23 protein-coding genes are annotated in these 26,124 nt (G+C 65.1%); 6 read left to right on the top strand and 17 right to left on the bottom strand.

The genetic code is table 11. The features are described from left to right. Positions 1-98: 98 nt before the first annotated feature. The 4 genes from QM712_RS24310 to QM712_RS24325 form a co-directional block, all read right to left on the bottom strand. Positions 99-557, bottom strand: coding sequence for a DUF3237 domain-containing protein (locus QM712_RS24310; protein WP_415025682.1), 459 nt, complete (start codon positions 555-557; stop codon positions 99-101). A 74-nt stretch (positions 558-631) separates the two neighbouring features. Then, entirely contained in the window at positions 632-1,951 is a 1,320-nt protein-coding gene (locus QM712_RS24315) for a TRAP transporter large permease (RefSeq protein WP_415025683.1), read from the bottom strand. Positions 1,952-1,953: 2 nt separating this feature from the next. Further along, positions 1,954-2,490: a TRAP transporter small permease gene (locus tag QM712_RS24320; protein ID WP_415025684.1), complete on the bottom strand. Its 537-nt coding sequence runs from the start codon at positions 2,488-2,490 to the stop codon at positions 1,954-1,956. A 196-nt stretch (positions 2,491-2,686) separates the two neighbouring features. Then, positions 2,687-3,703: a TRAP transporter substrate-binding protein gene (locus tag QM712_RS24325; protein ID WP_415025685.1), complete on the bottom strand. Its 1,017-nt coding sequence runs from the start codon at positions 3,701-3,703 to the stop codon at positions 2,687-2,689. A 265-nt stretch (positions 3,704-3,968) separates the two neighbouring features. Between QM712_RS24325 and pobA the strand changes: the two genes are divergently transcribed. Next, positions 3,969-5,138 carry a 4-hydroxybenzoate 3-monooxygenase gene (gene pobA, locus QM712_RS24330; RefSeq protein ID WP_415025686.1) on the top strand — a complete coding sequence of 390 codons (1,170 nt, stop codon included), beginning with the start codon at positions 3,969-3,971 and terminating at the stop codon, positions 5,136-5,138. A gap of 270 nt (positions 5,139-5,408) precedes the next feature. After that, positions 5,409-5,828: a PaaI family thioesterase gene (locus QM712_RS24335; protein WP_415025687.1), complete on the top strand. Its 420-nt coding sequence runs from the start codon at positions 5,409-5,411 to the stop codon at positions 5,826-5,828. Between the two features lie 151 nt (positions 5,829-5,979). Here the strand turns inward: QM712_RS24335 and QM712_RS24340 are convergent, their stop codons facing one another. After that, positions 5,980-6,864: a LysR family transcriptional regulator gene (locus QM712_RS24340; protein WP_415025688.1), complete on the bottom strand. Its 885-nt coding sequence runs from the start codon at positions 6,862-6,864 to the stop codon at positions 5,980-5,982. A gap of 121 nt (positions 6,865-6,985) precedes the next feature. On the opposite strand from QM712_RS24340, the gene QM712_RS24345 reads away from it, so the two are divergent. Further along, positions 6,986-7,624, top strand: a complete 639-nt coding sequence (locus tag QM712_RS24345) for a pyridoxamine 5'-phosphate oxidase family protein (RefSeq protein ID WP_415025689.1) — start codon at positions 6,986-6,988, stop codon at positions 7,622-7,624. Positions 7,625-7,787: 163 nt separating this feature from the next. On the opposite strand, the gene QM712_RS24350 is transcribed toward QM712_RS24345, so the two are convergent. From QM712_RS24350 to QM712_RS24360, 3 genes are read right to left on the bottom strand one after another with little or no spacing between them, the layout of a single operon-like run. Further along, on the bottom strand, positions 7,788-8,519 hold the full coding sequence (locus QM712_RS24350; protein ID WP_415025690.1) for an ABC transporter ATP-binding protein: 732 nt from the start codon (positions 8,517-8,519) through the stop codon (positions 7,788-7,790). Beyond that, a complete protein-coding gene (locus QM712_RS24355; protein ID WP_415025691.1) occupies positions 8,516-10,285 on the bottom strand; it encodes an ABC transporter permease subunit in 1,770 nt (589 codons plus the stop codon). The genes QM712_RS24350 and QM712_RS24355 overlap by 4 nt, the downstream gene beginning before the upstream one ends. A 6-nt stretch (positions 10,286-10,291) precedes the next feature. Further along, the gene (locus QM712_RS24360) at positions 10,292-11,332 is read right to left on the bottom strand and encodes a branched-chain amino acid ABC transporter permease (protein ID WP_415025692.1); all 1,041 of its coding nucleotides are present in this window, start codon (positions 11,330-11,332) and stop codon (positions 10,292-10,294) included. 177 nt (positions 11,333-11,509) lie between these two features. Between QM712_RS24360 and QM712_RS24365 the strand changes: the two genes are divergently transcribed. Further along, the gene (locus tag QM712_RS24365; RefSeq protein WP_415025693.1) at positions 11,510-12,037 is read left to right on the top strand and encodes a MarR family winged helix-turn-helix transcriptional regulator; all 528 of its coding nucleotides are present in this window, start codon (positions 11,510-11,512) and stop codon (positions 12,035-12,037) included. 224 nt (positions 12,038-12,261) lie between these two features. On the opposite strand, the gene QM712_RS24370 is transcribed toward QM712_RS24365, so the two are convergent. The 9 genes from QM712_RS24370 to QM712_RS24410 all read right to left on the bottom strand — a co-directional run bounded on the left by QM712_RS24370 (position 12,262) and on the right by QM712_RS24410 (position 22,414). Further along, the gene (locus QM712_RS24370) at positions 12,262-13,545 is read right to left on the bottom strand and encodes a glycerate kinase type-2 family protein (RefSeq protein ID WP_415025705.1); all 1,284 of its coding nucleotides are present in this window, start codon (positions 13,543-13,545) and stop codon (positions 12,262-12,264) included. Between the two features lie 244 nt (positions 13,546-13,789). Beyond that, positions 13,790-15,019 (bottom strand): ABC transporter substrate-binding protein, encoded by a 1,230-nt coding sequence (locus tag QM712_RS24375; RefSeq protein WP_415025694.1) that lies wholly within the window; start codon positions 15,017-15,019, stop codon positions 13,790-13,792. Positions 15,020-15,261: 242 nt separating this feature from the next. Further along, positions 15,262-16,485 carry an ABC transporter substrate-binding protein gene (locus QM712_RS24380; RefSeq protein WP_415025695.1) on the bottom strand — a complete coding sequence of 408 codons (1,224 nt, stop codon included), beginning with the start codon at positions 16,483-16,485 and terminating at the stop codon, positions 15,262-15,264. Between the two features lie 118 nt (positions 16,486-16,603). Then, entirely contained in the window at positions 16,604-17,833 is a 1,230-nt protein-coding gene (locus QM712_RS24385) for an ABC transporter substrate-binding protein (RefSeq protein WP_415025696.1), read from the bottom strand. Positions 17,834-17,859: 26 nt separating this feature from the next. After that, positions 17,860-18,879, bottom strand: coding sequence for a branched-chain amino acid ABC transporter permease (locus QM712_RS24390; RefSeq protein ID WP_415025697.1), 1,020 nt, complete (start codon positions 18,877-18,879; stop codon positions 17,860-17,862). A 2-nt stretch (positions 18,880-18,881) separates the two neighbouring features. Beyond that, a complete protein-coding gene (locus QM712_RS24395; RefSeq protein WP_415025698.1) occupies positions 18,882-19,760 on the bottom strand; it encodes a branched-chain amino acid ABC transporter permease in 879 nt (292 codons plus the stop codon). Positions 19,761-19,973: 213 nt separating this feature from the next. Then, on the bottom strand, positions 19,974-20,687 hold the full coding sequence (locus tag QM712_RS24400) for an ABC transporter ATP-binding protein (RefSeq protein WP_415025699.1): 714 nt from the start codon (positions 20,685-20,687) through the stop codon (positions 19,974-19,976). Continuing rightward, entirely contained in the window at positions 20,684-21,481 is a 798-nt protein-coding gene (locus tag QM712_RS24405) for an ABC transporter ATP-binding protein (protein WP_415025700.1), read from the bottom strand. The genes QM712_RS24400 and QM712_RS24405 overlap by 4 nt, the downstream gene beginning before the upstream one ends. A 66-nt stretch (positions 21,482-21,547) precedes the next feature. After that, the gene (locus tag QM712_RS24410) at positions 21,548-22,414 is read right to left on the bottom strand and encodes an IclR family transcriptional regulator (RefSeq protein ID WP_415025706.1); all 867 of its coding nucleotides are present in this window, start codon (positions 22,412-22,414) and stop codon (positions 21,548-21,550) included. Positions 22,415-22,544: 130 nt separating this feature from the next. On the opposite strand from QM712_RS24410, the gene QM712_RS24415 reads away from it, so the two are divergent. Both QM712_RS24415 and pimA read left to right on the top strand, forming a co-directional pair. Beyond that, positions 22,545-24,641 (top strand): 3-hydroxyacyl-CoA dehydrogenase NAD-binding domain-containing protein, encoded by a 2,097-nt coding sequence (locus QM712_RS24415; protein WP_415025701.1) that lies wholly within the window; start codon positions 22,545-22,547, stop codon positions 24,639-24,641. Positions 24,642-24,761: 120 nt separating this feature from the next. Further along, on the top strand, positions 24,762-26,124 hold a 1,363-nt coding region (pimA, locus tag QM712_RS24420), incomplete at its 3' end, for a dicarboxylate--CoA ligase PimA (protein WP_415025702.1).

Consider the following 26,124-nt stretch of genomic DNA (forward strand, 5'->3'; position numbering starts at 1 on the left):
TCCGTCATTGCGGGCGCGGCGAAGCGATCCAGAAGCCCTCGGCCAAGGCCGTCCGGATTGCTTCGCCGCACGCGCAATGAACGAAGTGGCCGTGGTCCTCACACCACCTGATGCACGTCGATCACGACGCGGTCGGCGTGGCGTGCGGCCGAGCCCACGAAAATGTGCTCCATCAGCCACCGGTATTTCTCGTGCCCCGTCTCGAATTTCGGCACGGTCCGGAAATAGATCAGTTTGGGATCGACCGGCTCGCCGCGCTTGAGTTTCTGCAGCAGCTCGACCGGGCCGAAGCGCATGCCCTTGTTCTCGACATAGACGGTGGCGCCGTCGTCGGTCTCGAAGGCGTACTTCGCCTCGAGATCGATCAGCTCGTTGGGGCGGATGATCTGGAAGTCGGCGCCGAAGGGCAGCACCTTGCCCGCGATCGCGCCCTTCACCTCGCCGCCGAGGATCGGGATGATGCGGCGGATGCCGATGCCGGTCTCGCCGGCGGTGACGACATCGCCGATCTTGGCCGTGATGGTGAAGGCGTATCTGGTTTCGAGCGTCGGTGTCATGTCTCACTCCACCTGTGACTTGATCGGACGGCGAACCATCCTCTTCCACAGGGGGAGAGGAGAGGCAACACCCCTCAATGCGCCATCATGCGCGCCGGCAGCCATGTGGCCAGCAGCGGGAACGCGATCAGGATGACGAGCCGTATCAGGTCCGTCGCCACGAACGGGATCACGCCCTTGAAGATGGTGGAGAAGGAAACGTCCTTCACCACGCTCTTGATGACGAAGACGTTCATGCCGACCGGCGGATGGATCAGGCCGAGCTCGACCGTCATGACGATGATGACGCCGAACCAGATCGGATCGAAGCCGAGATGCGTGATCACCGGGAAGATGATCGGCACGGTGAGGATGATCATCGCCATGGCGTCCATCAGGCAGCCGAGCACGAGATACATCACCATGATCAGCGCCAGCACGCCGTAGCTGCCGAGGCCGAGGCCGGTGAGGAATTCCGTGACCTTCTGCGGCGTCTGCGTCACCGTGAGGAAATAGCCGAAGATCAGGGCGCCGATCAGCACCGTGAACACGGCGGCCGCCGTGCGCGTGGCCTGCAGCAGCGAGGCCAGGATCTTCTCGCGGTCGAGGCGGCCGGTCAGCACGCCGATGATGAACGCGCCGGTGGCCCCGACGCCGCCGGCTTCCGTGGGCGTGAAGCGCGGCAGGAAGGGGAGGCCGTAGAGGCCGCCGATGACGAAGACGAACAGCAGCACCGGCGCCCATATCTCCTTCAATCCGGCGAAGCGCTCGCGCCATGGCAGCACCTTGCCCTTGGGCAGGAAGTTGGGGCGGAGATAGCCGATCAGGCTGATCGTGATCATGTACATGGTCATCGCCAGCAGGCCCGGGATGATGCCGGCGATGAAGAGCTTGCCGATGTCCTGCTCGGTGATGATGCCGTAGACGGCGAGCACGGTGGAGGGCGGCAGCATGGCGCCCAGCGTCCCGCCGGCGGCGATGACGCCGGTGGCGAAGGACTGCGGATAGCCGAAGCGGCGCATCTCGGGATAGGCGACGGCGGAGAAGGTCGCGGCGGTCGCGACCGACGAGCCGCAGATCGCGGCGAAGCCGCCGCAGGCGCCGACGGTGGCGATGCCGAGCCCGCCGCGCAGATGGCCGACGAAGCCGTTCGCGGCGCGGAACAGTTCGCGGCTCATGCCGGAATTGCTGACGAAGGAGCCCATCAGCAGGAACATCGGGATGACGCCGAACGTGTAGTCGGTGACCGTGCGCATCGAGGTCTGGCCGACCAGTTTGAGCGCCGGCGTCGGGCCGACGATGTAGGCGAAGCCGGACACGCCGACGAGGCCCATGGCCATGCCGACGGGCACGCGCAGCAGCATCAGGGCGAACAGGGAAACGAAGCCGATAACGGCGACGGCATCGGTGCTCATGGTTACTCCGTCGCCTTCAGCTTGGGGTCGTGCATTTGTTCGGGATGGAAGATCAGTCGGTAGGTGCGGATCGCGATCAGCAGCACCGCGGAGACGTCGCCGATCCAGGCGATCGCGAAGAACGGCCAGGTCGGCATGTGCAGGTCGAAGGTCTGGACGTTGTCGTTGTAGGTGCCGCGCACCTTGTCGAACAGGGTCCAGGTCTGCACCGTGACGACGAACAGCACCACCAGGGTCGCGAACACGTCGATCCAGCGCTGGTAGCGCGGTCCGACATTGCCCCAGACGAGATCGACCGTGATGTGGGTGCCGCGGTAGGACGTCGCGGCGATGCCCCAGAAGATCAGGATGCCGAGCAGCATGCGTCCGATGTCGAAGCTGTCGGGGATCGAATAGTTCAGCGTGTTACGCAGCAGCACCGACACGAAGATGTCGAGCGCGACGATGCCGACGAAACCGGCCGCGATCCATTCGATCGTGTCGATGACGCGGTCCATCCAGGAACGCTTGGTGGGAGTTGTCTCGTCCAGTGTTGTCATGCTTTGGGTCCGAATCTCGCCGCGCATTCGCTTCGCCCCGCGTGCGGGGAGAGGCCGGATTGCATCGCAGATGCAATCCGGGTGAGGGGGACTTTCCACGAGTCCGTCTGTCGCGATCCCTGCGGAAGCGGCCCCTCAACCGACCCTCTCCCCGTAAGAACGGGGCGAGGGGGAAGAGGAGCCTGGTGCTCCAGCGCTACTCCGCCAGCGCGTTGTACTTCTTCAGCGAGGCCTTGAGGTCCGCGAGTGCCGCGTCCGGATCGACGCCGGCCTTCTTGGCGCCGTCGCCCCAGGTCTTGACCAGCGGCTCGGCGGCCTTCTTCCAGGCGGCGGTCTGCTCGGGGGTCAGCTTGTAGACCTCGTGATCGGATTCGGCCTTCACCTTGTCGATGCCGGCGTCCTCGAACTTGCCCCAGTGCTCGCCGACCACGCCCGCCATCTCGACCGAGCAGTTCTTGTCGATCGCGGCCTTCTGCTTGTCGGACATCGCGTTGTACTTGTCCTTGTTGATCACGAACACGAAGGTCGTGGTGTAGAGCGGCGCCTCCATGTCGTACTTGGTCACCTTGTCGATGCCGAACAGCACCAGCGAGCCCCAGGGGAAGGTGACGCCGTCGGCGACGCCGCGCTCGATGATGTCGCGCACTTCGGGCGCGGAGGACTGCACGTTGGTGCCGCCGAGCGCGGTGACGAAATTCGCCATGGTGGCGTGCGCGGGACGGATCTTCAGGCCCTTCACGTCCTCCGGCATCACGATCTTCTTGGTGCGGGAGTGGAAGGAAGAGGGCGAGTGGACGAAGGCGAGGCAGTATTTGACGTCCTTCATCTCCTTCTCGGCATATTTGCGATACCAGGCGTCGAGCCCCATCGAGCCGCCCTTGGCGTCGGAGATCAGGAACGGCAGTTCGCCGGCGCCGATGATCGGGAAACGGCCGGGCTGGTAGCCGGGATTGACATAGGTGACGTCGGCGATGCCGTCGCGCGCCATGTCGTAATGGTCGAAGGCCTTGCCGAGCTGCTGGGCCGGGAACACCTTGCCCTTGATGGTGCCGCCGGAGTCCTTCTCCACCGCGGCCGCCCAGTCCTCCAGCGACTTCTGCAGCGGATGCGAGGCCGGCACCCAGTGCGAGATCTTCAGGTCGAAGGTCTTGTCCTGCGCGAGCGCAGGCGTCGCGCATGCTGCCACCAGCAACGCGAGAATCGCTTTCCTCATTGGTCGTCTCTCCCTCTTTCTCGACGACGGGCTTCGACGGCCCGGTCTTTAATTAACATGTTATCTAACCAGCCGGCCCGTTCAAGCCGGAAGTCGCTGCTTGCCGCCTCGTCCATCTACAGCCGCGTTGTTGCATGGATTTGTCGCGCTGCGGCGCGAAACACTCCCCCCTTTTTTCGAACCGTTATATGTTATAATTATCCGTCGCGGCCAGCAGCGACAAGCGCGTCCGCACCGCACCCTACAAGATCGGGAGGAGCAAGTATTGCGGACAAAAGTCGCAATCATCGGAGCCGGGCCGGCAGGATTGTTGCTTGGGCAACTGCTGCACCGATACGGCATCGATAATGTCATTCTCGAGCGGCAGAGCCCGGACTACGTGCTCGGGCGCATCCGCGCCGGCCTCCTGGAGGAGGGAACCGTCGCGTTGCTCGATCAGGTCGGGGCCGGCGCACGGGCTCATGCGGAAGGCCTCGTGCATGAGGGCATCGAGCTTGCCTTTTCCGGCCGCCGCCATCGCATCGATATGAAGGCTGCGACCGGCAAGACGGTCATGATCTATGGTCAGACCGAAGTCACCCTCGACCTGATGAATGCGCGCAAGGCCGCCGGCCTCACCTCGGTCTACGAGGCCAGGGACGTGCAGCCGCACGATTTCGACGGCAGTCACCCGCGCGTAACCTATGTCAAGGACGGCGTCACCCACGAGATCGATTGTGATTTCATCGCCGGCTGCGACGGCTTTCACGGCATCTCCCGGGGCAGCGTCCCGGCATCGGCGATCGAGGAGTTCGAGCGCGTCTATCCGTTCGGCTGGCTCGGCATTCTGTCCGATACGCCGCCGGTCAGCCATGAGCTGATCTATTCCAATCACGCGCGCGGATTCGCGCTCTGCACCATGCGGTCGGCCCACCGTAGCCGGCATTACGTGCAGTGCTCGCTCGACGACCATGTCGACCAGTGGTCGGACGATCGTTTCTGGGACGAACTGAAGCGCCGGCTCGACCAGGAGGCGGCCGACAGTCTGGTCACGGGTCCCTCGATCGAGAAGAGCATCGCGCCGCTGCGCAGCTTCGTCGCCGAGCCGATGCGTTTCGGCCGCATGTTCCTGTGCGGCGACGCCGCCCATATCGTGCCGCCGACCGGCGCCAAGGGACTGAACTTGGCTGCGAGCGACGCGCATTATCTCGCGAGCGCTCTGCGCGAATTCTACGACGAGAAATCCGACGCCGGGATCGATGCCTATTCCGCCAAGGCGCTGGCGCGGGTCTGGAAGGCCGTGCGCTTCTCCTGGTGGATGACGTCGATGCTGCACAAATTCCCCGACACCGGTTCCATCGGCGCGCGTATCCAGCTAGCCGAGCTCGACTACGTCACGCAGTCGCAGGCCGCGATGACGTCGCTGTCTGAGAATTACGTGGGATTGCCGTTCTAGGACGGTCCTGTTGGTACAGCAGGGTGGGCAAGGCGTAGCGTGCCCACCATCTCTTTCGGTCGTGAAAGGACGGTGGGCTTGGCGCTATGCGCCTTGGCCCACCCTAGGACCGCCGTTCCAGGGCGGTGTCCGAATTCATTGCGAGCCTGCGGGTTCGCAATGTGCGTTTCAAACGCCTGCGCAAATCCCGTTTAAAACTTTGTAGGCGGTGAAACTGTCATCCGCATCGCGTTCAATGCCGGCGAACCGCCAGCGACGCGAGAAGGACGCATGACCAGCACCGACATTCCCGCCGGCTTCGAGCCGCATTTTCGCAAGAGCCCGCTCACCGATCCCTGGGAGCCGATCTATTCTCGGAAGACCGACAGGGCGGTGATCATTGGCCTGCGCCTGGCGCAGCCGCACACCAACGCGCGCGGGCTGATCCATGGCGGCCTGATCGCATCGCTCGCAGACAACGCCATGGGCTATAGCTGCGCGCTGGTGACCGACTGGACCACGTCGTTCGTCACGATCTCGCTCGCGATCGACTTCGTCGGCTCCGCCGGGATCGGGCAGTGGCTCGCGGTCGAGAGCGACGTGATCAAGACCGGCAGCACGATCTGTTTCGCGCAGAGCCTGGTCAAGGCCGACGACGCCGTGATCGCGCGCGCCAGCGGCACGTTCCGCGTGGTGCCGAAGAAGGGGTGAGCGATCTCGGTGCCCCGGACGCAGCGTGGCGCTTCTTCGGCGGTACGCTGCAACACGGGGGCCTATCCATCCACGGGCGTCCCTCCGGCCTTCCGCGTCCCGGCTCTGCGTCGTGTCATTTCATGCCGCGACGCGTCCGGGACGCAAGAACCTACCCGAACTTCCACGCCGTCGTTTCCACCACGAGGTCGATGAACGCGCGCACCTTGGCGGAGAGCAGGCGCGAGGTCGGGTAGACGATGTGGATCGGCAACGCGGTCTGCTGGTATTTCGCCAGCACGGTTTTCAGGCGTCCACGCTTCAGCCCCTCGGCGGCCTGATAGGCCAGCACGCGCGTCACGCCGCCGCCGGCCTCGGCATATTGCAGCGCTGCGTCGGAGCTGTTGCTGATGAAGCGCGGGCTCGGCGTCACCTCGACATCGCTGCCGTCGCGCAGGAAGTGCCATGTGCCGGCGGGGCCGAACTGGATCGTCTGATGCGAGACCAGTGCCTCCGGCGTCTTCGGCTCGCCGTGGCGCTTGAGATAGCCGGGGGAGGCCACGGTGATCCGCCGCATCTCGCCGACCTGGCGCGCCACCAGCGAGGAATCCGCCAGATGGCCGATCCGCACCGCGGCGTCGACGGCATCCTCCACCAGATTGACCATGTGATCCGACAGCCGCAATTCGCAGGCGACCTCCGGATAGCTCTTGAGATAGGCGGTCATGACCGGCCCGACATGCAGCCGGCCGAAGCCGACAGGCGCAGACACCACCAGCCGTCCGCTCGGCCGGTTGCGTTCCTCGCGCGCCGAGCCGTCGGCTTCCTCGACGTCGGCGAGGATCTGCCGCGCGCGTTCTAGATAGCGCGTGCCGACGTCGGTCAGCGTCACCTGCCGCGTGGTTCGTTGCAGCAGCCGCGCGCCGAGATGCTCTTCCAGCGCCGCGATCATGCGCGTCACGGCCGACGGGGACAGCCGCAGCTTGCGCGCCGCCGGCGCGAAGCCGCGCAGATCGGCGACGGTGACGAAGACGTGCATGGCCTCCAGGCGATCCATGGCATTATTGCATATATTGCAACGATGAAGTGTCAAGCGGGCTGATTGTTCTTCGCGCGGGCGGGGCCACCTTCAGAGCAGCAGGAGGCGAGAACGCCTCGGCGTCTCAGGAGATGTTCCGATGACAGCAGCGCACGTCTATCCCAGCGATGTCGCATTCACGCCGGCGGTCAAGGCGATCCAGGCCCGCAAAGGCTCGCGCGACATCTATGCCGAGGCCGAAGAGCGCGGCTGGCGCACCGAGATCGACGAGAACCTCGCGGCATTCCTGGCCGACGCGAACAGCTTTTACCTCGCCACGGCCTCGGCCGACGGCCAGCCCTACATCCAGCACCGTGGCGGCCCGAAGGGTTTCCTGAAGGTGCTGGACCGGCAGACGCTCGCCTTCGCTGATTATGCCGGCAACCGGCAGTACGTGACCCAGGGCAATCTGTCGGAGAATGGCAAGGCCTACATCTTCGTGGTGGACTACGCCCACCGCCGCAGGGTGAAGATCTGGGGCGAGGCGCGCATCGTCGAGGACGACGAGGCGCTGACGCGAGCGCTGATGCCGAGGGGCTATCGCGCGCGGCCGGAGCAGGTGATCGTGTTCAGGATCACGGCCTGGGATACCAACTGCCCGCAGCATATCCCGCAGAAGTTCGACGCGGCGGATGTCGCGGCGGCGCTGGCGGCCAAAGACCAGCGCATCGCCGATCTCGAGGCGGAAGTGGCGGCGCTGAAGGGGGAGAAGGCGGTGGAGCGAGCATCGAGCCCGTGAGCACGAACCTCGCCGCGTTCTCCCGTGTCATGCCCCGCGAAGGCGGGGCATCCGGCACGCAGCGGCGTTTCGGTTCAACGACGGCCTCCCCGGGATATCGGATCGTCCGCCTTCGCGGACGATGACAATCGTCCGGTCGATCGGCCCGCGGGCGCGCCGCGACCTACAGCACGCTCTCGCCTTCGTGCTGGAAACCGAGATAGCTTGCCGCGACGCGCTCGTTGGCGGCGATGTCGGAGGCCTTGCCGCTCAGCACGAACTCGCCGAGCTCCATCACATAGGCCTGGTCTGCGATCTTCAGCGCGGCCTGCGCATTCTGCTCGACCAGCAGCACGGAGACGCCGCTGGCGCGCAGCTCGGTGACGATGCGGAAGATGTCGGCGACGATGATCGGCGCGAGGCCGAGGCTCGGTTCGTCCAGCATCAGCAGCTTCGGCGCGCCCATCAGCGCGCGGCCCATCGCAAGCATCTGCTGCTCGCCGCCGGAGAGCGTGCCGGCGAGCTGCTTGCGCCGCTCCTTCAGCCGCGGAAACAGCGTGTAGACCCGCTCCATCGAGGCCTTCGCCTTGCTTCGTTCGATCCGGAAGGCGCCGAGCTCGAGATTGTCCTCGACATTCATGGTCACGAACAATTCGCGGTGCTCGGGAACGAGCCCCAACCCCATCGCGACGCGGTCCTCGATGTCGAGGCGGGCGAGGTCCTGCCCTGCGAAGGCGACGCGGCCCTTCAGCGGCAGGATACCCATGATGGCAGACAGCAGTGTGGTCTTGCCGGCGCCGTTGGCGCCGACGATGGTGACGATCTCGTTCGCCCCGACCTCAAGCGAAACCGAGCGCACCGCTTCGACCTTGCCGTAGGCGACATGGGCGTCGGTGACCGACAACAGCGCGCTCATGCCGCCACTCCGAGATAGGCCTTGATCACTTCGGGGTTGGTCTTGATCGTGGCGGGCGTGCCTTCGGCGATCTTGGTGCCGAAATCGAGCACCACGATGCGGTCGGCGAGATTCATCACGAAGCCCATGTCGTGCTCGACCAGGAGCACGCTCATGCCGCCGTCGCGCAGTTCGCGCAGCAGCGTGGCGAGCTGCTGCTTCTCCATGTGACGCAGGCCCGCGGCGGGCTCGTCGAGCAGGAGCAGCATCGGATCGACGCAGAGCGCGCGCGCGATCTCCACGATGCGCTGCTGGCCGAGCGACAGCGAGCCCGCGAGCTGGTGCATCTGGTCGGCGAGCCCGACCCGTTCGATCTGACGGGCGGCTTCGGCCAGCAGCCGCGCCTCGTCGGCGCGATCGAGACGCAACATCGAGGAGAGCGGTCCGGAGTGGCCGCGCAGATGCGCTCCGATCGCGACGTTCTCCAGCACGGTCATGTCGGGCACCAGCTTGACGTGCTGGAAGGTGCGGGAGATGCCGAGCTTGACGATCTCCTGCGGAGGCGCCTTGTCGACCTTCCGGCCGAGCACCGAGATCGAGCCCGAGGTGGCCGAGAGCACGCCGGTGATCAGGTTGAACGTCGTGCTCTTTCCAGCGCCGTTCGGCCCGATCAGCGCGACGATCTCGCGCGCCTGGACGTCGAAGGAGACGTTGTTGACGGCGATCACGCCGCCGAACTGCTTGCGCGCCCTCTCGACCTGAAGCAGCACGTTGGACTGGCCCGCGGCGCGAGCGCGCGCCGGCAGCGGCAGCGACGTATCGGGCTTCCTGCCGCCGGCCCTCTCGGGCAGGAACGACATCAGCCACGGCCAGACGCCGCCGGGCGCGAGCTGGAGCAGCGCCACCAGCATGATGCCGAACACGATGGTCTCGACCTGTCCTGAACCCGGCAGGATCAGCGGCAGATAGCTCTGCAGCACCTCCTTGAGGATCACGACGATTGCCGCGCCGAGCACGCCGCCCCAGACATAGCCGGCGCCGCCGACCACCGCGATGAAGAGATATTCGATGCCGGCCTGCGCACCGAACGGCGTCGGGTTCACAGCGCGCTGGAGATGGGCGTAGAGCCAGCCGGAGAGGCTGGCCAGCACGGCGGCGTGGATGAACACCAGCAGCTTGGCGCGCGGCGTGTGCACGCCGAAGGCTTCCGCCGCGACATGGCCGCGCCGGAGCGCGCGGATGGCGCGGCCGGTGCGGGAGTCCAGCAGGTTCATCGTGAGCAGGGCCGAGAGGACCACGGCCACCCAGATCGCGTAGTAGATCGAGCCGGGGTCGAGCATCCTGAACGAGCCGATCGACAGCGGCGGGATCGCCGAGATGCCGTCGTTGCGGCCGAGGAATTCGAGCTTGCTGAAGAGGTAGAACAGGCCAAGACCCCAGGCGAGGGTGCCGAGCGGGAGATAATGGCCGGAGAGGCGGACGGTGATCAGGCCGAGCAGCACCGCGAACAGCCCGCTGACCACCAGCGACAACGGCAGTGTGAGCCAGGGCGACAGGCCGTAGGCCGTGGTCAGCACCGCGGTGGTGTAGGCGCCGAAGCCGACGAAAGCCGCCTGGCCGAACGAGGTCAGGCCGCCGACGCCGGTGAGCAGCACGAGGCCCATCGCGACGAGGGCGGCGAGGCCGATATTGTCGAGCAGCACGATCCAGAACGGCGGCAGGCCCGGAACGAACGGGATCGCCGCCATGACGAGCGCGAAGATGACGATGGGAAGCCGGCTCTGCATCGCGCCTCAGTCCTTCTCTTCCTCGACCGCGGGCGCGGCGAGCGAGCGCAGCAGCAGCACGGGGATCAGCAGCATGAAGACGATCACTTCCTTGTAGTTGCTGGCATAGAAGGATGAGAACGCCTCGACGATGCCGACGAAGAGCGCGGCGATCGCTGTTAGGGGGTAGCTGACGAGGCCGCCGATGATCGCGGCGACGAAACCCTTCAGGCCGATCAAGAAGCCGCTGTCGTAGTAGAGAGTGGTGATCGGCACGATGAGGATGCCGGAGAGCGCGCCGATGACCGAGGCGAGCAGGAAGGCGATCTGTCCGGACAACGTGGTGCGGATGCCGGCAAGCCGGGCACCGAGCCGGTTGACGGCGGTGGCGCGCAGCGCCTTGCCGTACAGCGTCAGCCCGAAGAACAGCCAGAGCCCGACGATGAAGGCGATGGTGATGCCGTAGACGGTGATGCTCTGGCCGGTGAAGCGCAGCGAGCCGGCGGTGAAGGTGGCGGACAGCACGGCGGGGCCGCGCTGGCCTTCAGCGCCGAAGAACAGCAGGCCCAGTCCCTGCAGCGCCAGATGGACGCCGACGGATGCGATGAGCAGCACCAGCACCGAGGTGTGCGCCAGCGGCTGGAACGCGATGCGGTACAGGAAGAGGCCGATCATCGCGACGATGACGAGCGACAGCACGATGCAGACCGCGACCGGCGGTTTTCCGCCGGCGACCGAGAGCGTCACCGCCAGCACGATGGCGGGCAGCACGATGTTGGCGAGGAAGGCGCGCACGATCAGGCGCGCATGCAGCGCCTTGCGCGCCACGAACAGGTCGAAGGCGAAGGCGCCGATGCCGAGCGCCAGCGCGAGCTTGGCCGTGCCCGGCATCTGGCCCGAGGCCAGCGAGGCATAGGTCAGCGCGCCATAGGTGACGAACTCGCCCTGGGGAATGAGGATCACGCGGGTGACGGCGAACACCAGCACCAGCGCCAGCCCGAGCAGCGCGTAGATCGCGCCATTGGTGATGCCGTCCTGCAGCAGGAACAGCATGATGGTGGAATTCAAGACCGGACGCTCCCCCTCACAGATCCGGACCAGGTCCCGCGCCTGCGGTGGACGGTCCGCTCACAGCCATTGAAAAACGCTGGCGATATTTGATATGGTCAATAACAATTATCAAATATAATCTCAAGGGTGGCAGACGACCCGTCCCGAACTTAGCGGGATTGCGAGCACGAGGCGATGACCGTTTCCAAGACCGCCGAAAAAACTGCTGAAAAGGCCGCGGAGGCGACCAGGGGCCGCAAGGACAAGGACCTGGGCGAGGCACCGGCCGAAGCCCTCCAGCTCGGCGAGCTCTCGGAGCAACTCGGCTACGTCCTGAAGCGGGCGCAGCTCAAGGTGTTCGAGAATTTCCTGCGCTGTGTCGCGTCGCTTCAGCTCACGCCGGCGCAATTCTCCGTGCTGCTCCTGGTCGAGAAGAACCCCGGGCGCAATCAGACCGAGATCGCCTCGACGCTCGGCATCCTGCGTCCGAATTTCGTGGCGATGCTCGACAATCTCGAGAGCCGCGACCTTTGCGCGCGGATCCGTTCCACCAACGATCGCCGCTCGCACATTTTGGTGCTGACCGACAAGGGCAAGGCGGTGCTGGCCCGCGCCAAGAAGCTCGTCGCCGCCAAGCACGAGTCGCGGCTGAACGACCTGCTCGGACAGAACAATCGCGAAGCCCTGATCGAGATGCTCTCGAAGATCGCCAACGAGTTCTGAGCGAGCGGCCCTTCCCCCTCCCCTGGAGGAGCTTCGCCCGCGGCCATCCTTCGAGACGCCCGTCTGCGGCGGGCCCTCAGGATGGGTCATGTTTCGCGGTGAGATATCAGATCCTTATGATGCGGAGCCCGCCGTCGGCGGGCGTCCCGACCATGCAGGCCGAACATGTTCGGCGCCCTCTCAACTCATGTGCGAATGCCCTCTTCCGCCAGGGCACCGCCGCCTCAATCCACCAGGATCACGCGGATGTCGTTGACGTTGGTCAGCGTCGGGCCGGGCAGCAGCAGATCGCCGGTCGCCTCGAAGAACGCCGTGGCGTCGTTGTTGTCCAGATAGGCCTGCGGCTGCAGGCCCAGCGCCTTCATCTTCGCGAACGTCGTCGCGTCGATCAGCGCGCCGGCGGGGTCGGTGGCCTTGCCGGCGCCGCCGTCGGCGCCGTCGGTGTCGCCGGCGAGCGCGGAGATCCCGGTGCTGTCCTTCAACAGGCCGGCGAGCGCCAGCGCGTATTCCTGGTTCGGGCCGCCGCGCCCTTGGCCGCGCACGGTGACCGTGAGTTCGCCGCCGGAGAGGATCGCGATGCGCTTGCCCTGCGCGCGCGCCTGCAGCGCCAGCCTGGCGTGATCGGCGGCGACCTCTCGCGCCTCGCCCTCGAGGTCGGCGCCGAGATCGACGGTCTCGTAGCCGGCGTCCTTCGCGAGCTTCACCGCGGCGTCGAGCGATTGCGTGGGGCGTGCGATCAATTCGAAATGCGCGCGCGCGAAGGCGGCATCGCCCGGCTTGCAGCTCTCGTTGGCGGGATCGTCGAGCGCGCGCCGCACGGCCTCGTCGACGTCGAGCCTGTATTTCGCGACGATCGCGCGCGCGTCCGCAAGCGTGGTCGGATCCGGCACGGTCGGGCCGGAAGCGATCGCGGAGGGATCGTCATGCGGCACGTCGGAGATCGCGAGCGTGACGATCTCGGCTGCGTTCTTCCCCGCGCGCGCCAGCCGGCCGCCCTTGATCCGCGACAGGTGCTTGCGCACGATGTTCATCTCGCCGATCGGCGCGCCCGAGCGGAGCAGCGCCTTGTTGACCGCCTGCTTCTGCGCGAAGCTGATGCCGCCGGCCGGCGCGATCCAGTTCGCCGAGCCGCCGCCGGTGAGCAGCACTAGCAAGAGATCGTCAGGCCCGGCCTCGCCCGCGAGCGCGAGCGTGTCGGCCGCGCCCTTCAATCCGGCCTCGTCCGGGACCGGATGGCCGGCCTCGACCACGCGGATGCGCCGCGTCGGCACGCCGTGGCCGTGGCGGGTGGTGGCGATGCCGACCAGCCGCTCCGGCGCGAGCCCGAGTGTGTCGAGATAGTGCCGCTCGGCGGCCGCGGCCATCGCGCCCGCGCCCTTGCCGGCGGCAAGACAGATCACGCGCCCCCGGGGAGCCGGCCGCAGATGCGGCGCCAGCACCACGTCCGGATGGGCGGCGGCAACGGCGGCATCATAGAGCGCGCGGAGCAGGGGACGTCGGTCGGTCATGACGATGGCCTTCGGCAGATTCTCGAGCATATTCCAGGGAGCATCCGTTCGGCGGATTTTTCCCGGGCAAACCAAAGCGATCGGCGACGAGGTCGCCAGCCTCCTGCCTACCGCATCGCGCGCGAAAGCGTAAGCGGGCGCGGCCACCAATCGATGGGTGTGATCGCGCGGTGATGGTCGGGGCGCAACGAAAAGCCCCCCGCGTGATCGTCGCGGGGGGCTTGTCTCGTACAGGCCGGACCGGCTAGCCGCCGGCGTCGGCGCTGATCACGTCGCCGAACAGCTCCCAGCGTTCGCCCTTGAATTTCTCGAGCCGGAGCTGGCTGATCGGCGCGAAGTCGTTCGGGCCGGTGTTGATCTTGATACCCGGAAGTAGCGCCTCGGTGCGGAAGTCCTTCAGGCTTGCGGCCTGCTTCATGACGTTCTCGCGCGTGAGATCGTCACCGCACTGCTTCAGCACCTGAACGAGCGTCTGCGCCACCGCGTAGCCGACGATCGTACCCTTGTCGAGCTTGTCGCCTTCCGGGAAGTACTTGCCCATGAAGGCGAGAAACTCTTTCATGCCGGCATCGTTGTTCCATTCCGGATCGGACACGTCCTTGAGATAGTCTGCCGAGATGATGTCCTGGCCGTTCTCGAAGCCGGCGGGCTTCATCACGCTGCCGACGGAGGCCGAGACGTTGTTGAGGAAGTGCAGCGGCTTCCAGCCGATCTCCGCGACCTTCTTGATCGCCTGCGCCGCGAATTTCGGCGTCGTGATGTCCATGAAGACGTCGGCGCCGGTCGACCGCAGCTTGACGATGTGGCTGTCGATGGTCGGCTCGGAGGTCTCGTAGCTCTCCTCCATGACGATCATCGAGGCGGCCTTGGATCCGAGACCGTCCTTCAGGCCCTTCAGATAGTCCTTGCCGTAGTCGTCGTTCTGAAAGAGCACGGCGATCCTGGCGTCCGGCTTGTTCTTGAGCAGCCATTTCGCGTAGATCTGGGTTTCGCTCTGGTAGTTGGGCTGCCAGCCCATGGTCCACGGGAAGTTCTGCGGATCGTTCCACTTGGTGGCGCCGGTCGCGACGAACAGCTGCGGCACCTTCTTCGTGTTCATGTATTTGTGGATCGCCGAGTTCGAAGGCGTGCCGAGCGAGTTGAAGATGAAAAGCACCTCGTCGCTCTCGACCAGCTTGCGCGCCTGCTCCACCGTCTTCGGCGGCGAGTAGGCGTCGTCATAGGAAACGAAGTTGATCTTGCGGCCGTTGATGCCGCCTTCGTCGTTGATCTTCTTGAAATAGGCGGCTTCGGTCCGCCCGATGATGCCATACGCGGAGGCCGGACCGCTGTAGGGCATGATGTTGCCGATCTTGATCTCGGTGTCGGTCGCGCCGGTGTCGTATTTCTTCTGAGCCGACGCAGTGGAGGTCCAGGCCGCAATGAGCGCAAGTGCCAGTGACGCGGCCGCAAGCTTGCCGGTGACAGCGGGCATTCCCATCTCCCTGTTTTTTTCGGTGTGTGTGCGTTCCTTTTCTTGCGCGGATGGTTGTTGGTGACGCGGCCGCAATTCAATACGATTTACCTGACGCCTTCAAGAAAAAGCCCCCGCGCGGGCTTGGCGGGGGCTGCTTCTTTAGTAGTCATGAACCCGATGCGGCGCCGTGTGCGACTGCGAGGGGGCGATGCGGCTCTCAGTTGTTCAGACTGCGATGTGAAATCTGCGATTGTCTGCCTTCAATGGCCGAGATCGCTCGAGATGATGTCGCCGAACAGCTCCCATTTCTTGCCCTTGAAGCGCATCATCTGGAGCTGCTCGATCGGGGCGAAATTGTCCGGCGCGGTGTTGATCGCGATGCCGGGCAGCAGCGTGTCCGGCTCGAGATCCTTCAGGCTCGCCGCCTGTCTCATCACGTTCTCGCGGGTGAGGTCGTCGCCGCACATCTGCAGCACCTTCGTCATGGTCTGCGCGGCGGCATAGCCGAACGCCACGCCGGCATCGAGCTTGTTGGCCTTGGGCGCGTATTGCGCGACGAAATTGTAGAACTTCTTCATGCCGTCATCGGCGTTCCATTGCGGGTCCGAGCCGTCCTTGATGTAGGCCGCGGACAGGATGCCTTGCGAGATCTCGAGGCCCGCGGGCTCGATCACGCCGCCGACCGAAGCCGAGACGTTGGAGATGATGTGCATGGGATGCCAGGTGATCTCGGCCGCCTTCTTGATCGCCTGCGCGGCGAATTTCGGCGTCGTGATGCTGACCAGAACGTCGGCGCCGGCGGCCTTCAGCTTCACGACATGCTCGTCGATCGCCGGCTCGGAGGTGTCGTAGCTTTCCTCCATCACGATCATCGACGCCTTGGCGCCGAGGCCGTCCTTCAATCCCTTCAGGTAGTCCTTGCCGAAATCGTCGTTCTGGTAGAGCACGCCGATCTTCGCGTCGGGCTTCTCCTTGACGATGTATTTGGCGTAGATGCGGGCCTCGCTGGCGTAGCTCGGCTGCCAGCCCATGGTCCACGGATATTGCTTGGGGTTGTTCCATTTCGAGGCGCCGCTCGCCACGAACAATTGCGGCACCTTCTTCTCGTTCATGTAGGGGCGGATCGCGCCATTGGTGGACGTGCCGAGCGAGCCGAAGATCAGCAGCACGCCGTCGCTCTCGACCAGCTTGCGCGCCTGCTCCACCGTCTTCGGCGGCGAATAGGCATCGTCATAGGAGATGAACTTGATCTTGCGGCCGTTGATGCCGCCCTCGGCGTTGACCTTGTCGAAATAGGCTTCTTCGGTCTTGCCGATCGAGGCGTAGGCGGAGGCCGGGCCGCTATAGGGCATGATGTTGCCGATCTTGATCTCGGTGTCGGTGGCACCGCTGTCGTATTTCTTCTGCGCCTGCGCCGGGCCGTTCACTGCAATGCACAATGCGAGCGCGGCCGAAAGGGCCGCAAGAAGACGATAGGCAGTCATTGCTCTCCCACCCCGGTTGGATCGGCGCTGCATTGAACAAGATTGAGGCGCGGCGTCAACAAAAAGCCCCCGCGATCGCTCGCGGGGGCTTCTCGGGTTGGACTATGACGTCAGCGTGTCACTCGGAGGCGACGTCGCCGGAGATGATGTCGCCGAACAGTTCCCATTTCTCGCCCTTGAAGCGCTGCATCTGCAGCTGAGAAATCGGTGCGAAGTCGGTCGCGCTGGTGTTGATCTTGACGCCGGGCAGCAAGGTGTCCGGCACGAAGTCCTTCAGGGATGCGGCCTGCTTCATGAGGTTGGCGCGGGTGAGATCGTCACCGCACATCTCCAGGACCTTGGCGAGCGTCGATGCCGCGCCGTAGCCGTAGACCATGCCGGTGTCGGTCTTGTCGGCGCCGGGCAGGTACTTGTCGACGAACTCGTTCCACTTCTTCATGCCGGGGTCGTTGTTCCACTGCGGGTCCGTCGAGTCCTTGGCATAGGCCGCCGACAGCACGTTCTGCGAGGCCTCGAAGCCGGCCGGCTTCATCACGCTGCCGACCGAGATCGACACGTTGGTGAGGATCTGCAGCGGCTTCCAGTTGAGCTCCGCGGTCTTCTTGATGGTCTGCGCCGCGAATTTCGGCGTCGTGTAGATCAGCAGCACGTCGGGGTTGGCGGCCTTGATCTTGACGATGTGACCGTCGATCGACGGCTCGGAGATCTCGTAGCTCTCCTCCATGATGATCATGGAAGCGCCCTTGGTGCCGAGACCGTCCTTGGTGCCCTTGAGGTAGTCTTTGCCGAAATCGTCGTTCTGATAGAGGATCGCGATCTTGGCGTCCGGCCTCTCCTTCATCAGCCATTTCGCGTAGATCTGCGCTTCGCTCTGGTAGGAGGGCTGCCAGCCCATGGTCCACGGGAAGTTCTTCGGGTCGTTCCACTTGGTGGCGCCGGTCGCGACGAACAGCTGCGGGATCTTCTTGGCGTTGAGGTATTTCTGGATCGCCGTGTTCGAGGGCGTGCCGAGCGGGTTGTAGACGGCCAGCACCTCGTCGCTCTCGACGAGCTTGCGCACCTGCTCGACGGCCTTCGGCGGCGAATAGGCGTCGTCATAGGTGATGAAGTTGATCTTGCGGCCGTTGATGCCGCCCTTGTCGTTGATCATCTTGAAGTAGGCTTCTTCGGTCTTGCCGATGATGCCATAGGCCGACGCCGGGCCGCTGTACGGCATGATGTTGCCGATCTTGATCTCGGTGTCGGACGCGCCGGTATCGTACTTCTTCTGGGCAAGCGCTGCGGTAGAGGCGAGGGTCGCGACCGCCGTGACGAGAGTGGCGGTTCGCAGAGTTCTTCCAAGAAACAATTTGGTCTCCTTCCTTGTGATTGGTTTCAGTTTTTTCTGAGCTTGCCGGCGAGCTGCTGGCCCATGATCGCGATCTGCCTGGCGCCGTGCGGCACGAGGTAGATGACGATGAACAGGAGCACGCCGAACACGGCGCCGGAGAGCCCCTTCGAGATGCTCTCGGCCATGTTCGGCACGAAGATGATGAAGGCGGAACCGATGATCGAGCCGGGCAGCCAGCCGACGCCGCCGACGACCATGCCGAGGAACAGCGAGATCGCGAGCGTGATGGTGTAGCTGTCCGGGGCGACGAATTGCACCGCGATGGCGCCGAGGCCGCCGGCGATGCCGGTGATGCCGGCGGAGACGCCGAAGGCCAGCGTCTTGTAGAGCGCGACGTCGACGCCCATGGCGGAGGCCGCGATCTCGTTGTCGCGGATCGCCATGAAGGCGCGGCCCGAGCGGGAACGCAGCAGGTTGACCGAGAAGACGTAGATCGCGATCGAGACCGCCAGCGTGAAGTAGTAGAGCCACATGTCCTGCGACATCGGCAGCCCGAACGGCGCATCCGGCTTCGTCACCACGAGGCCCTGCACGCCGCCGGTCCAGTGCTCGAGGAAATTCAGCTTCAGGAGCTGCGGCATGGCGGTCGCGAGCGCGAACGTGGCCAGCGCCAGATACACCCCCGACAGCCTCAGCGCCGGCTGGCCGAACAGGAAGCCGGCGCCGAAGCAGAGCACGCCCGCCACCGGAAGGCACAGCGCGTAGTTGATGTTGAACTGCTCCATCATCACCGCCGTCGTGTAGGCGCCGATGGCGTAGAAGGCGCTCTGGCCGAGCGAGAACTGGCCCGAGCCGCCGGTCAGGATGTTGAGCGCCAGCACCGCGAGCGCGTAGATGAGGAGCATCGTCATCTGGAAGATGATGAAGTTCTTCGCGAACAGGGGCACGACGATCAGCGCCGCCAGAACGAGGAGCGACGTACCGGTGCCCAGGGTCATGGCCCGCTTCGGAACCGCCTCGACCGCCTGATCGCCTTCGGCAACGACTTCTTCTGCTGCGCTCATGATCAAACTCGCTTGACGATGTGCCGGCCGAACAGGCCGGCGGGTTTGACGACCAGGACGGAGATGATCAGCGCGAGCGCGATCGGAAGTTTCAGCTCGTTGCCGACGCCGGGGATGTAGGTGCCGGCGAGATTCTCGAAGATGCCGACGAGGAAGCCGCCGACCACGGCGCCGAACGGGCTGGTCAGCCCGCCGAGCACCGCGGCGGCAAAGCCGTAGATCAGCACGCCGCCCATCATGTTGGGCTCGAGGAACACGACCGGTGCGATCAGCATGCCGGCGATCGAGCCGATCGCGGTCGCCATGCCCCAGCCGAGCGCAATCATCCAGCTCGTGTTGATGCCGACCAGCCGGGCGGATTCAGGCACGGAGGCGGCCGCACGCATGGCAAGGCCGATGCGCGTGTACTGGAAGAAGAAGTAGAGACCGAGCAGCAGCAGCACGGTCACGCCGATCATGCCGGCCTGGTGGGTCGAGATGAGCTGGCTGCCCAGGAACGGCGCGGAGCCGAACGGGGTCGGATATTGCTTGATGGTGAAGTCCCAGATCAGGCCGGCCGACGAGTTGATGATCGCGAACAGCGCGATGAAACCGGCGACGTTGGTCAGCACCGGCGCTTTCGCCAGCGGCTTGAACAGGATGCGCTCGATGGCGATGCCGGCGACGAAGGAGAACGCCAGCGTGATGATGAAAGCGCCCCAATAGGGCACGCCCCACTGCATCAGCTGCCAGGAGATGAAGGTCGAGAACATCGCCATCTCGCCTTGCGCGAAGTTGAGATGGTCGATCGCCTGGTAGATCATGACCACGGCGAGCGCCATGCAGGCGTAGATCGCTCCGGTGGCGATCCCGGCCAGGACCTGGTTGGTGAAAAGCTCCATCGTGCCGGCTCCCTAAAACCTAGCCAATTCGGGCTGAACTGCGACGGCGTTGACGGTCCGCCACTCCCTTCGGGAGAGGTCGCGCCGAAGGCGCGGGTGAGGGGTTGCGATGCCGCGGTGCGGCGCCCCCACCGATCGGCTGCGCAAATCGATCCCTCCCCGCCGGGGAGAGGTGGATTGAGAGCGCGGATAGTTGCTCGCCATCATCGCTCCTCAGTAGCCGAGATAGGATTTGCGGATCTCTTCGTTGTTCGCGATGTCCTTGGCATTGCCCGACATCACGATGCGTCCGGTCTCGATCACATAGGCCTGGTCGGCGAGCTCGAGCGCGAGCTGGGCGTTCTGCTCGACCACCAGGATCGACACCTTGTCCTCGCGGTTGATCTTGCCGAGGATGCCGAACAGGTCGCGCACCACGAGCGGTGCGAGTCCGAAGGACGGCTCGTCCAGCAGCATCAGGCGCGGCCGCAACATCAGGGCGCGGGCAACCGCGAGCATCTGCTGCTCGCCGCCGGAGAGCGTGCCGGCCTGCTGGGTGTGGCGCTGCTTCAACACCGGGAAATGCGCATACATGCGCTCGATGTCGGAGATGATGCCGGCATTGTCCTTGCGCGTGATGGCGCCGAGCTGGAGGTTCTCCTCCACGGTCATGGTCGTGAAGGTGCCCCGGCCCTGCGGCACGTGGGCGATACCGAACCGCACGATGCTCTCGGTGGAGCGATTGTTCAGCGGCTTGCCGTCGAATTCGATGCCGCCGGTGGAGCGGACCATGTTGCAGATCGCGCGCAGCGTCGTGGTCTTGCCGGCGCCGTTGGCCCCGAGCAGCGTCGTCAGCGAACCCTCGTTGAGCGAGAAGGACAGGCCGTGAAGCGCCTGGACCTGGCCGTAATAGGCACGAAGGTCCTTGACGTTGAGCAGCGTCGTCATTGGTCCTTGCTCCCGAGATAGGCCTTGATGACGTCGGGGTCCGCCTGCACCTGGGCGGGCGTGCCTTCGGCGAGCTTCTTGCCGAAATTGAGCGCGACGACGTGGTCGGCGATCGACATCACCAGGCCCATGTGATGCTCGACCAGGAGCACCGTCATCTGACGCTCGTCACGGATTTTGCGGATGAGGTCGCCGAGGACGTAGACCTCTTCATGGTTGAGGCCGCCGGCGGGCTCGTCGAGCAGCAGGATCTTCGGATCCGCCGCCAGCGCCCGCGCCAGCTCGACGCGCTTCTGCGTGCCGAAGGGCAGGCCGGAGACCGTGGTGTGGGCGACGTCCTCGAGGTCGAGATAAGCGAGGATCTCGTGCACCTTCTTGTTCGTGCTGGTTTCGCTGCGGCGAACCCAGGCGAGGCGCAACGAGTCGCTGATGATGTCGCTGGAGGTACGCGCATGCGTGCCGACGCGGACATTGTCCAGCACCGAGAGGTTCGGAAACAGCGCGACGTTCTGGAACGTGCGGCCGATGCCGATCTCGGCGATCCGGTGCGGCGGGCGCGTCAGGATGCTCGCGCCTTCCATCAGGATGTCGCCGGAGGACGGCTGGTAGAGGCGGGAGAGGCAGTTGAAGAGCGTGGTCTTGCCGGCGCCGTTGGGGCCGATCAGTCCGAGGATCTGACCTTTGTGCATGTCAAAGGACACGCCGTTGAGCGCGACGATGCCGCCGAACACGACGCTGACGTCGCGAACCGCCAGCAGGGGCGATGCACCCTGCGCGAGCTGTGCCTGCGTCATCTCGTCTCGCCCACACCAATCAGTGGGCGATGGGGCGATGCGAACCGCTCCCGGCTATGACAAAGGCTATCTGATCCCCTCGGCCACACGAGCAAGTTTCCCTCCTGATTTCAGCTTTTTGCTGTCGTCTTTTTTTGAATGCGGCATAAGTCCCCCGAGTGCCGCTTCGATGTTCCTTACCATTGCAAGCAGACGCGGTCCAATGTCGTTGATCAAGCGCTCTTCCGTGAAGCGGAATGCGGGTGCACCGCAATTGAACGCGTAAGGTCCGGTTCCGTCGTTGAGCTTGAGCGCGACGCCGGCGGCGCCGATGTCGTCGTGCCAATCGCCGACGGACATCGCGAAGCCGTATTTCGCGACGGTTTCGCCGGAGCGTTCCAGTCCGTCCCGCATCTTCGGCCAGCGGCTCCCGTAGTGCTCGCGCAGGATGCGCGCCACTTCGGCACGGTCATCGTCGTCGAGTGCCCAGAAATAGGCACGGCCCATCGCGCTGGTCGCGATCGGCACGCGGGAGCCGACGTCGAGCTGCACGCCGACCGTCTCGCTGCCACGGCTTTGCCCGAAATAGATCATGCTATGACGGTCGCGACCGCCGATTGCGACGGCCCCTCCCGTCGCGCGCATCAATTCCTCGCGAAAAGGCTCGGACAAATGCCGAACGCCGAGATTGGCCAATGCCGCATAACCCAGCGCCATCGCCGCGGGCGCGAGCTGATATTTTTCGAAACGGGGAACCGGTGTCAGATAGCCGAGCTTCGTCAACGTATAGGTCAGCCGCGAGACCGTCGGCTTCGGCAGGTTGGTGCGGGAGGCAATCTCCTGATTGCCGAGAAGTCCGTCGCTGGGCTGGAATGCGCGCAACACATCTAGTCCGCGGGAAAGCGCGACAACGAAATTCCGATCGGTCGCGGTCTTCTTTCCTGTACGCTTCATCCCTGATCTGCTTCTTGCGCGGAGTCGTTGACAACGTCCGTGCTTCAAAATAACCCTGCCGTCAAGATGCGGAATTAAATTCCGCACCGCGAAATCGAACAAAAGTAAATCCCCACCAAGGAGGGAAGCCGTGAGCGAAGTGGTCAAGCTTGAGCGTCATGACGAAGTCGGGATCGTCACGGTCAACAGTCCTCCGGTCAATGCGCTGAGTGCCGCAGTCCGCGGTGGTATCCTGGAGTGCATGAAGGCCGCGATCGCCGATCCCGCCATCAAGGGCATCGTGCTGACCTGCGCCGGACGCACCTTCATCGCGGGTGCCGACATCACCGAATTCGGCAAGCCGCCGAAGCCGCCCGGCCTCAACGAAGTGCTGGCGGAAATGGAGAATTCGCCCAAGCCGATCGTCGCCGCCATTCACGGCACTGCGCTCGGCGGCGGCCTCGAGGTCGCCCTTGCCTGTCATTTCCGCGTGGCTGTCAAAGAGGCAAAGCTCGGCCTGCCCGAGGTGAAGCTCGGCCTGTTGCCCGGCGCCGGCGGCACCCAGCGCCTGCCGCGCGCGGTCGGTCCCGAACTCGCCGTCAAGATGATCGTCGGCGGCGATCCGATCGGCGCGGCCGAGGCGCTGAAGAACGGCCTGATCGAGGAGATCGTCGAGGGCCCGGCCTCCGGCGGCGAAGCCTTCGTCCGCAAGCTGCTGGCCGAGAAGCGTCCGCTGCGCCGTCTGCGCGACGACGATTCCAAGATCGCGGCTGCGAAGGCCGACCGCTCGATCTTCACCAATGCGGTTGCAGCCATGACCAAGAAGTCGCGCGGCCTCGAGGCGCCGTTCGCAGCCGCCGACGCGGTGGGCGCGGCGATCGACCTCCCGTTCGACGAAGGTATCAAGAAGGAGCGCGAGGGCTTCCTCAAGCTCGTCGCCAGCGACCAGTCCAAGGCGCAGCGCTATGCCTTCTTCGCCGAGCGCGAGGCCAACAAGATCGCGGGCGTGCCCGAGGGCACGAAGTCGCGCCCGGTGAACCGTGTCGCCATTCTCGGCGCCGGCACGATGGGCGGCGGCATCGCGATGTCCTTTGCCAATGCCGGTGTCCCCGTCACCCTGATCGAGACCGGCGAAGAGCAGCTCAAGCGCGGCATGGGCATCATGCAGAAGAACTGGGAAGCCACCGCGGCGCGCGGCGGCATCCCGGCGGATGCGCCCGCCAAGCGCATGGCGCTGATCAACGGCGTCGTCGGCATCGAGAATGTCGGTGATGCTGACCTTGTGATCGAAGCCGTGTTCGAGACCATGGCGGTGAAGAAGGAAGTGTTCGGCAAGCTCGACCAGTTCGTGAAGCCGGGCGCGGTGCTCGCTTCCAACACTTCCTACCTGAACATCGACGAGATTGCGAAGTCGACCAAGCGTCCGCAGGACGTGCTCGGCATGCACTTCTTCTCGCCGGCCAACGTCATGAAGCTGTGCGAGATCGTGCGGGCCGACAAGACCGCGCCGGATGCGCTGGTCACCGCCGTGACCATTGCGCGCAAGATCGCGAAGGTGCCGGCCGTGGTCGGCGTCTGCGACGGTTTCGTGGGCAACCGCATGCTGGCGCAGCGCGGCAAGCAGGCTGAAAAGCTGCTGTTCGAAGGCGCCCTGCCGCAGCAGGTCGACGCGGTCGTGACCAAGTTCGGCATGCCGATGGGACCGTTCGCGATGGGCGATCTCGCCGGCCTCGACATCGGCTGGCGCTCGCGCAAGGACCGCGGCATCAAGTCGGAGATCGCGGACGCGCTGTGCGAAGCCGGCCGCTTCGGCCAGAAGACGGGCAAGGGCTATTACAAGTACGAAGCCGGCTCGCGCGCGCCGCTGCCCGATCCGGAGGTCGAGAAGCTGATCGACGAGACGCTGCTCCGTCTCGGCCGCAAGAAGCGCGTCGTCAGCGACGACGAGATCCTCGAGCGGATGATGTATCCGATGATCAACGAGGGCGCGAAGATCCTGGAAGAGGGCATCGCGGCGCGTCCTTCCGACATCGACGTGGTCTGGCTCTACGGCTATGGCTGGCCGATCTACCGCGGCGGCCCGATGTACTGGGCCGACACCGTCGGTCTCAAGCACATCGCCGACCGGCTGGCGTTCTACGCCAAGGAAACCAACGATCCGAGCCTCGAGCCCGCGCCGCTGCTGAAGAAGCTCGCCGCCGAGGGCAAGACGTTCGCCTCGCTGGCGGCCGCGTCGAAGGCGGCCTGATGGCCGCTGCCTCTCCACTCGTCATTCCGGGACGATGCGCGGCATCGCGCCCGGAATTTCGAGAGTCCGGGCGCGCCCTCGGGGCGCCCCGGAACGACGGTCTGTGTGGTTAAGGAAGCTATGACCCATCCCGGCGAACAGTTCTATCCCGAGGGCGTGCACTGGGACGACGCCATCGTCCAGCGCACGCTGCCAGATCTCCTGTCGAAAGCCGCGGCCGATTACGGGCCGCGCACCGCGCTCGAATTTCGCGAACGCCCGATCACCTACACCGATCTCGCCGCGATGGCGGAGCGCGCGGCCGCGGCGTTCCTGCGCGCCGGCTACGGCGAAGGCAGCTCGATCGCGCTGTTCCTCGGCAACACGCCCGATCATCCCGTCAATTTCTTCGGCGCGTTGAGGGCCGGCGCCCGCGTTGCGCACCTGTCGCCGCTCGACGGCGAGATCGCACTGACCCACAAGGTGTCCGATTCCGGCTCGCGCGTGCTCGTCACCTCCAATCTCGCGGCGCTGCTGCCGACCGCGCTGAAATTCCTGGAGAAGGGCCTGATCGATCGCCTGATCGTCTGCGAGGACGACAATTGGGGCAAGGTCGGCACGCCGCAGGCGGCGATCCCGTCCGATCCCCGCATCGTCATCTTCAAGGCTTTCGTCGAGGGGGCGATCGCGCCGGCGGCGTGGCCGAGACTGACGACCGACGACGTCGCGCTGCTGCAATATACCGGCGGCACCACCGGCCTGCCGAAGGGCGCGATGCTGACGCACGGCAACCTCACCGCGGCGGTGTCGATCTTCGACATCTGGGGCAAGCCGAGCCGCGCCGCGCGCGGCGACGTGGTCGAGCGCGTGATCTGCGTGCTGCCGCTGTTCCATATCTACGCGCTCACCGTCGTGCTGCTGTCCTCGCTGGCCCGCGGCAATCTGATCTCGATCCATCAGCGCTTCGACGTCGAAGCGGTGATGCGTGACATCGAGGTCAAGCGCGCGACCTATTTCCCGGGCGTGCCGACGATGTGGATCGCGATCGCCGCGCTGCCCGATCTCGACAAGCGCGACTTCTCCTCGCTCAACGCCATCGGCTCCGGCGGCGCGCCGCTGCCGGTGGAGGTCGCGAATTTCTTCGAGCGCAAGGTCGGCAAGAAGCTCAGGAGCGGCTGGGGCATGACCGAGACCTGCTCGCCCGGCACCGGCCATCCGCCCGTCGGCCCCGACAAGCCCGGCTCGATCGGCCTGATGCTGCCCGGCATCGAACTCGACGTCGTGTCGCTCGACGATCCCGCCAAGGTGCTGCCGCCGGGCGAAGTCGGCGAGATTCGCATCAAGGGCCCCAACGTCACCAAGGGCTACTGGAACAAGCCGACGGAATCCGCGGAGTCCTTCTCGGACGGCCGCTTCCTCACCGGCGACATCGGCTATGTCGATGCCGACGGCTACTTCTTCCTGGTCGACCGCAAGAAGGACATGATCATCTCCGGCGGCTTCA

Origin of the sequence: Bradyrhizobium sp., from assembly GCF_047605465.1 — a bacterium.
Classification (GTDB): Bacteria; Pseudomonadota; Alphaproteobacteria; order Rhizobiales; family Xanthobacteraceae; genus Bradyrhizobium.

Excerpts from the sequence above, each read along its gene's own strand:
- QM712_RS24310 (WP_415025682.1), bottom strand. The coding sequence starts at position 557 with ATGACACCGACGCTCGAAACCAGATACGCCTTCACCATCACGGCCAAG.
- QM712_RS24315 (WP_415025683.1), bottom strand. The coding sequence starts at position 1,951 with ATGAGCACCGATGCCGTCGCCGTTATCGGCTTCGTTTCCCTGTTCGCC.
- QM712_RS24320 (WP_415025684.1), bottom strand. The coding sequence starts at position 2,490 with ATGACAACACTGGACGAGACAACTCCCACCAAGCGTTCCTGGATGGAC.
- QM712_RS24325 (WP_415025685.1), bottom strand. The coding sequence starts at position 3,703 with ATGAGGAAAGCGATTCTCGCGTTGCTGGTGGCAGCATGCGCGACGCCT.
- QM712_RS24335 (WP_415025687.1), top strand. The coding sequence starts at position 5,409 with ATGACCAGCACCGACATTCCCGCCGGCTTCGAGCCGCATTTTCGCAAG.
- QM712_RS24340 (WP_415025688.1), bottom strand. The coding sequence starts at position 6,864 with ATGGATCGCCTGGAGGCCATGCACGTCTTCGTCACCGTCGCCGATCTG.
- QM712_RS24345 (WP_415025689.1), top strand. The coding sequence starts at position 6,986 with ATGACAGCAGCGCACGTCTATCCCAGCGATGTCGCATTCACGCCGGCG.
- QM712_RS24350 (WP_415025690.1), bottom strand. The coding sequence starts at position 8,519 with ATGAGCGCGCTGTTGTCGGTCACCGACGCCCATGTCGCCTACGGCAAG.
- QM712_RS24355 (WP_415025691.1), bottom strand. The coding sequence starts at position 10,285 with ATGCAGAGCCGGCTTCCCATCGTCATCTTCGCGCTCGTCATGGCGGCG.
- QM712_RS24365 (WP_415025693.1), top strand. The coding sequence starts at position 11,510 with ATGACCGTTTCCAAGACCGCCGAAAAAACTGCTGAAAAGGCCGCGGAG.
- QM712_RS24370 (WP_415025705.1), bottom strand. The coding sequence starts at position 13,545 with ATGACCGACCGACGTCCCCTGCTCCGCGCGCTCTATGATGCCGCCGTT.
- QM712_RS24375 (WP_415025694.1), bottom strand. The coding sequence starts at position 15,019 with ATGCCCGCTGTCACCGGCAAGCTTGCGGCCGCGTCACTGGCACTTGCG.
- QM712_RS24380 (WP_415025695.1), bottom strand. The coding sequence starts at position 16,485 with ATGACTGCCTATCGTCTTCTTGCGGCCCTTTCGGCCGCGCTCGCATTG.
- QM712_RS24390 (WP_415025697.1), bottom strand. The coding sequence starts at position 18,879 with ATGAGCGCAGCAGAAGAAGTCGTTGCCGAAGGCGATCAGGCGGTCGAG.
- QM712_RS24395 (WP_415025698.1), bottom strand. The coding sequence starts at position 19,760 with ATGGAGCTTTTCACCAACCAGGTCCTGGCCGGGATCGCCACCGGAGCG.
- QM712_RS24400 (WP_415025699.1), bottom strand. The coding sequence starts at position 20,687 with ATGACGACGCTGCTCAACGTCAAGGACCTTCGTGCCTATTACGGCCAG.
- QM712_RS24405 (WP_415025700.1), bottom strand. The coding sequence starts at position 21,481 with ATGACGCAGGCACAGCTCGCGCAGGGTGCATCGCCCCTGCTGGCGGTT.
- QM712_RS24410 (WP_415025706.1), bottom strand. The coding sequence starts at position 22,414 with ATGAAGCGTACAGGAAAGAAGACCGCGACCGATCGGAATTTCGTTGTC.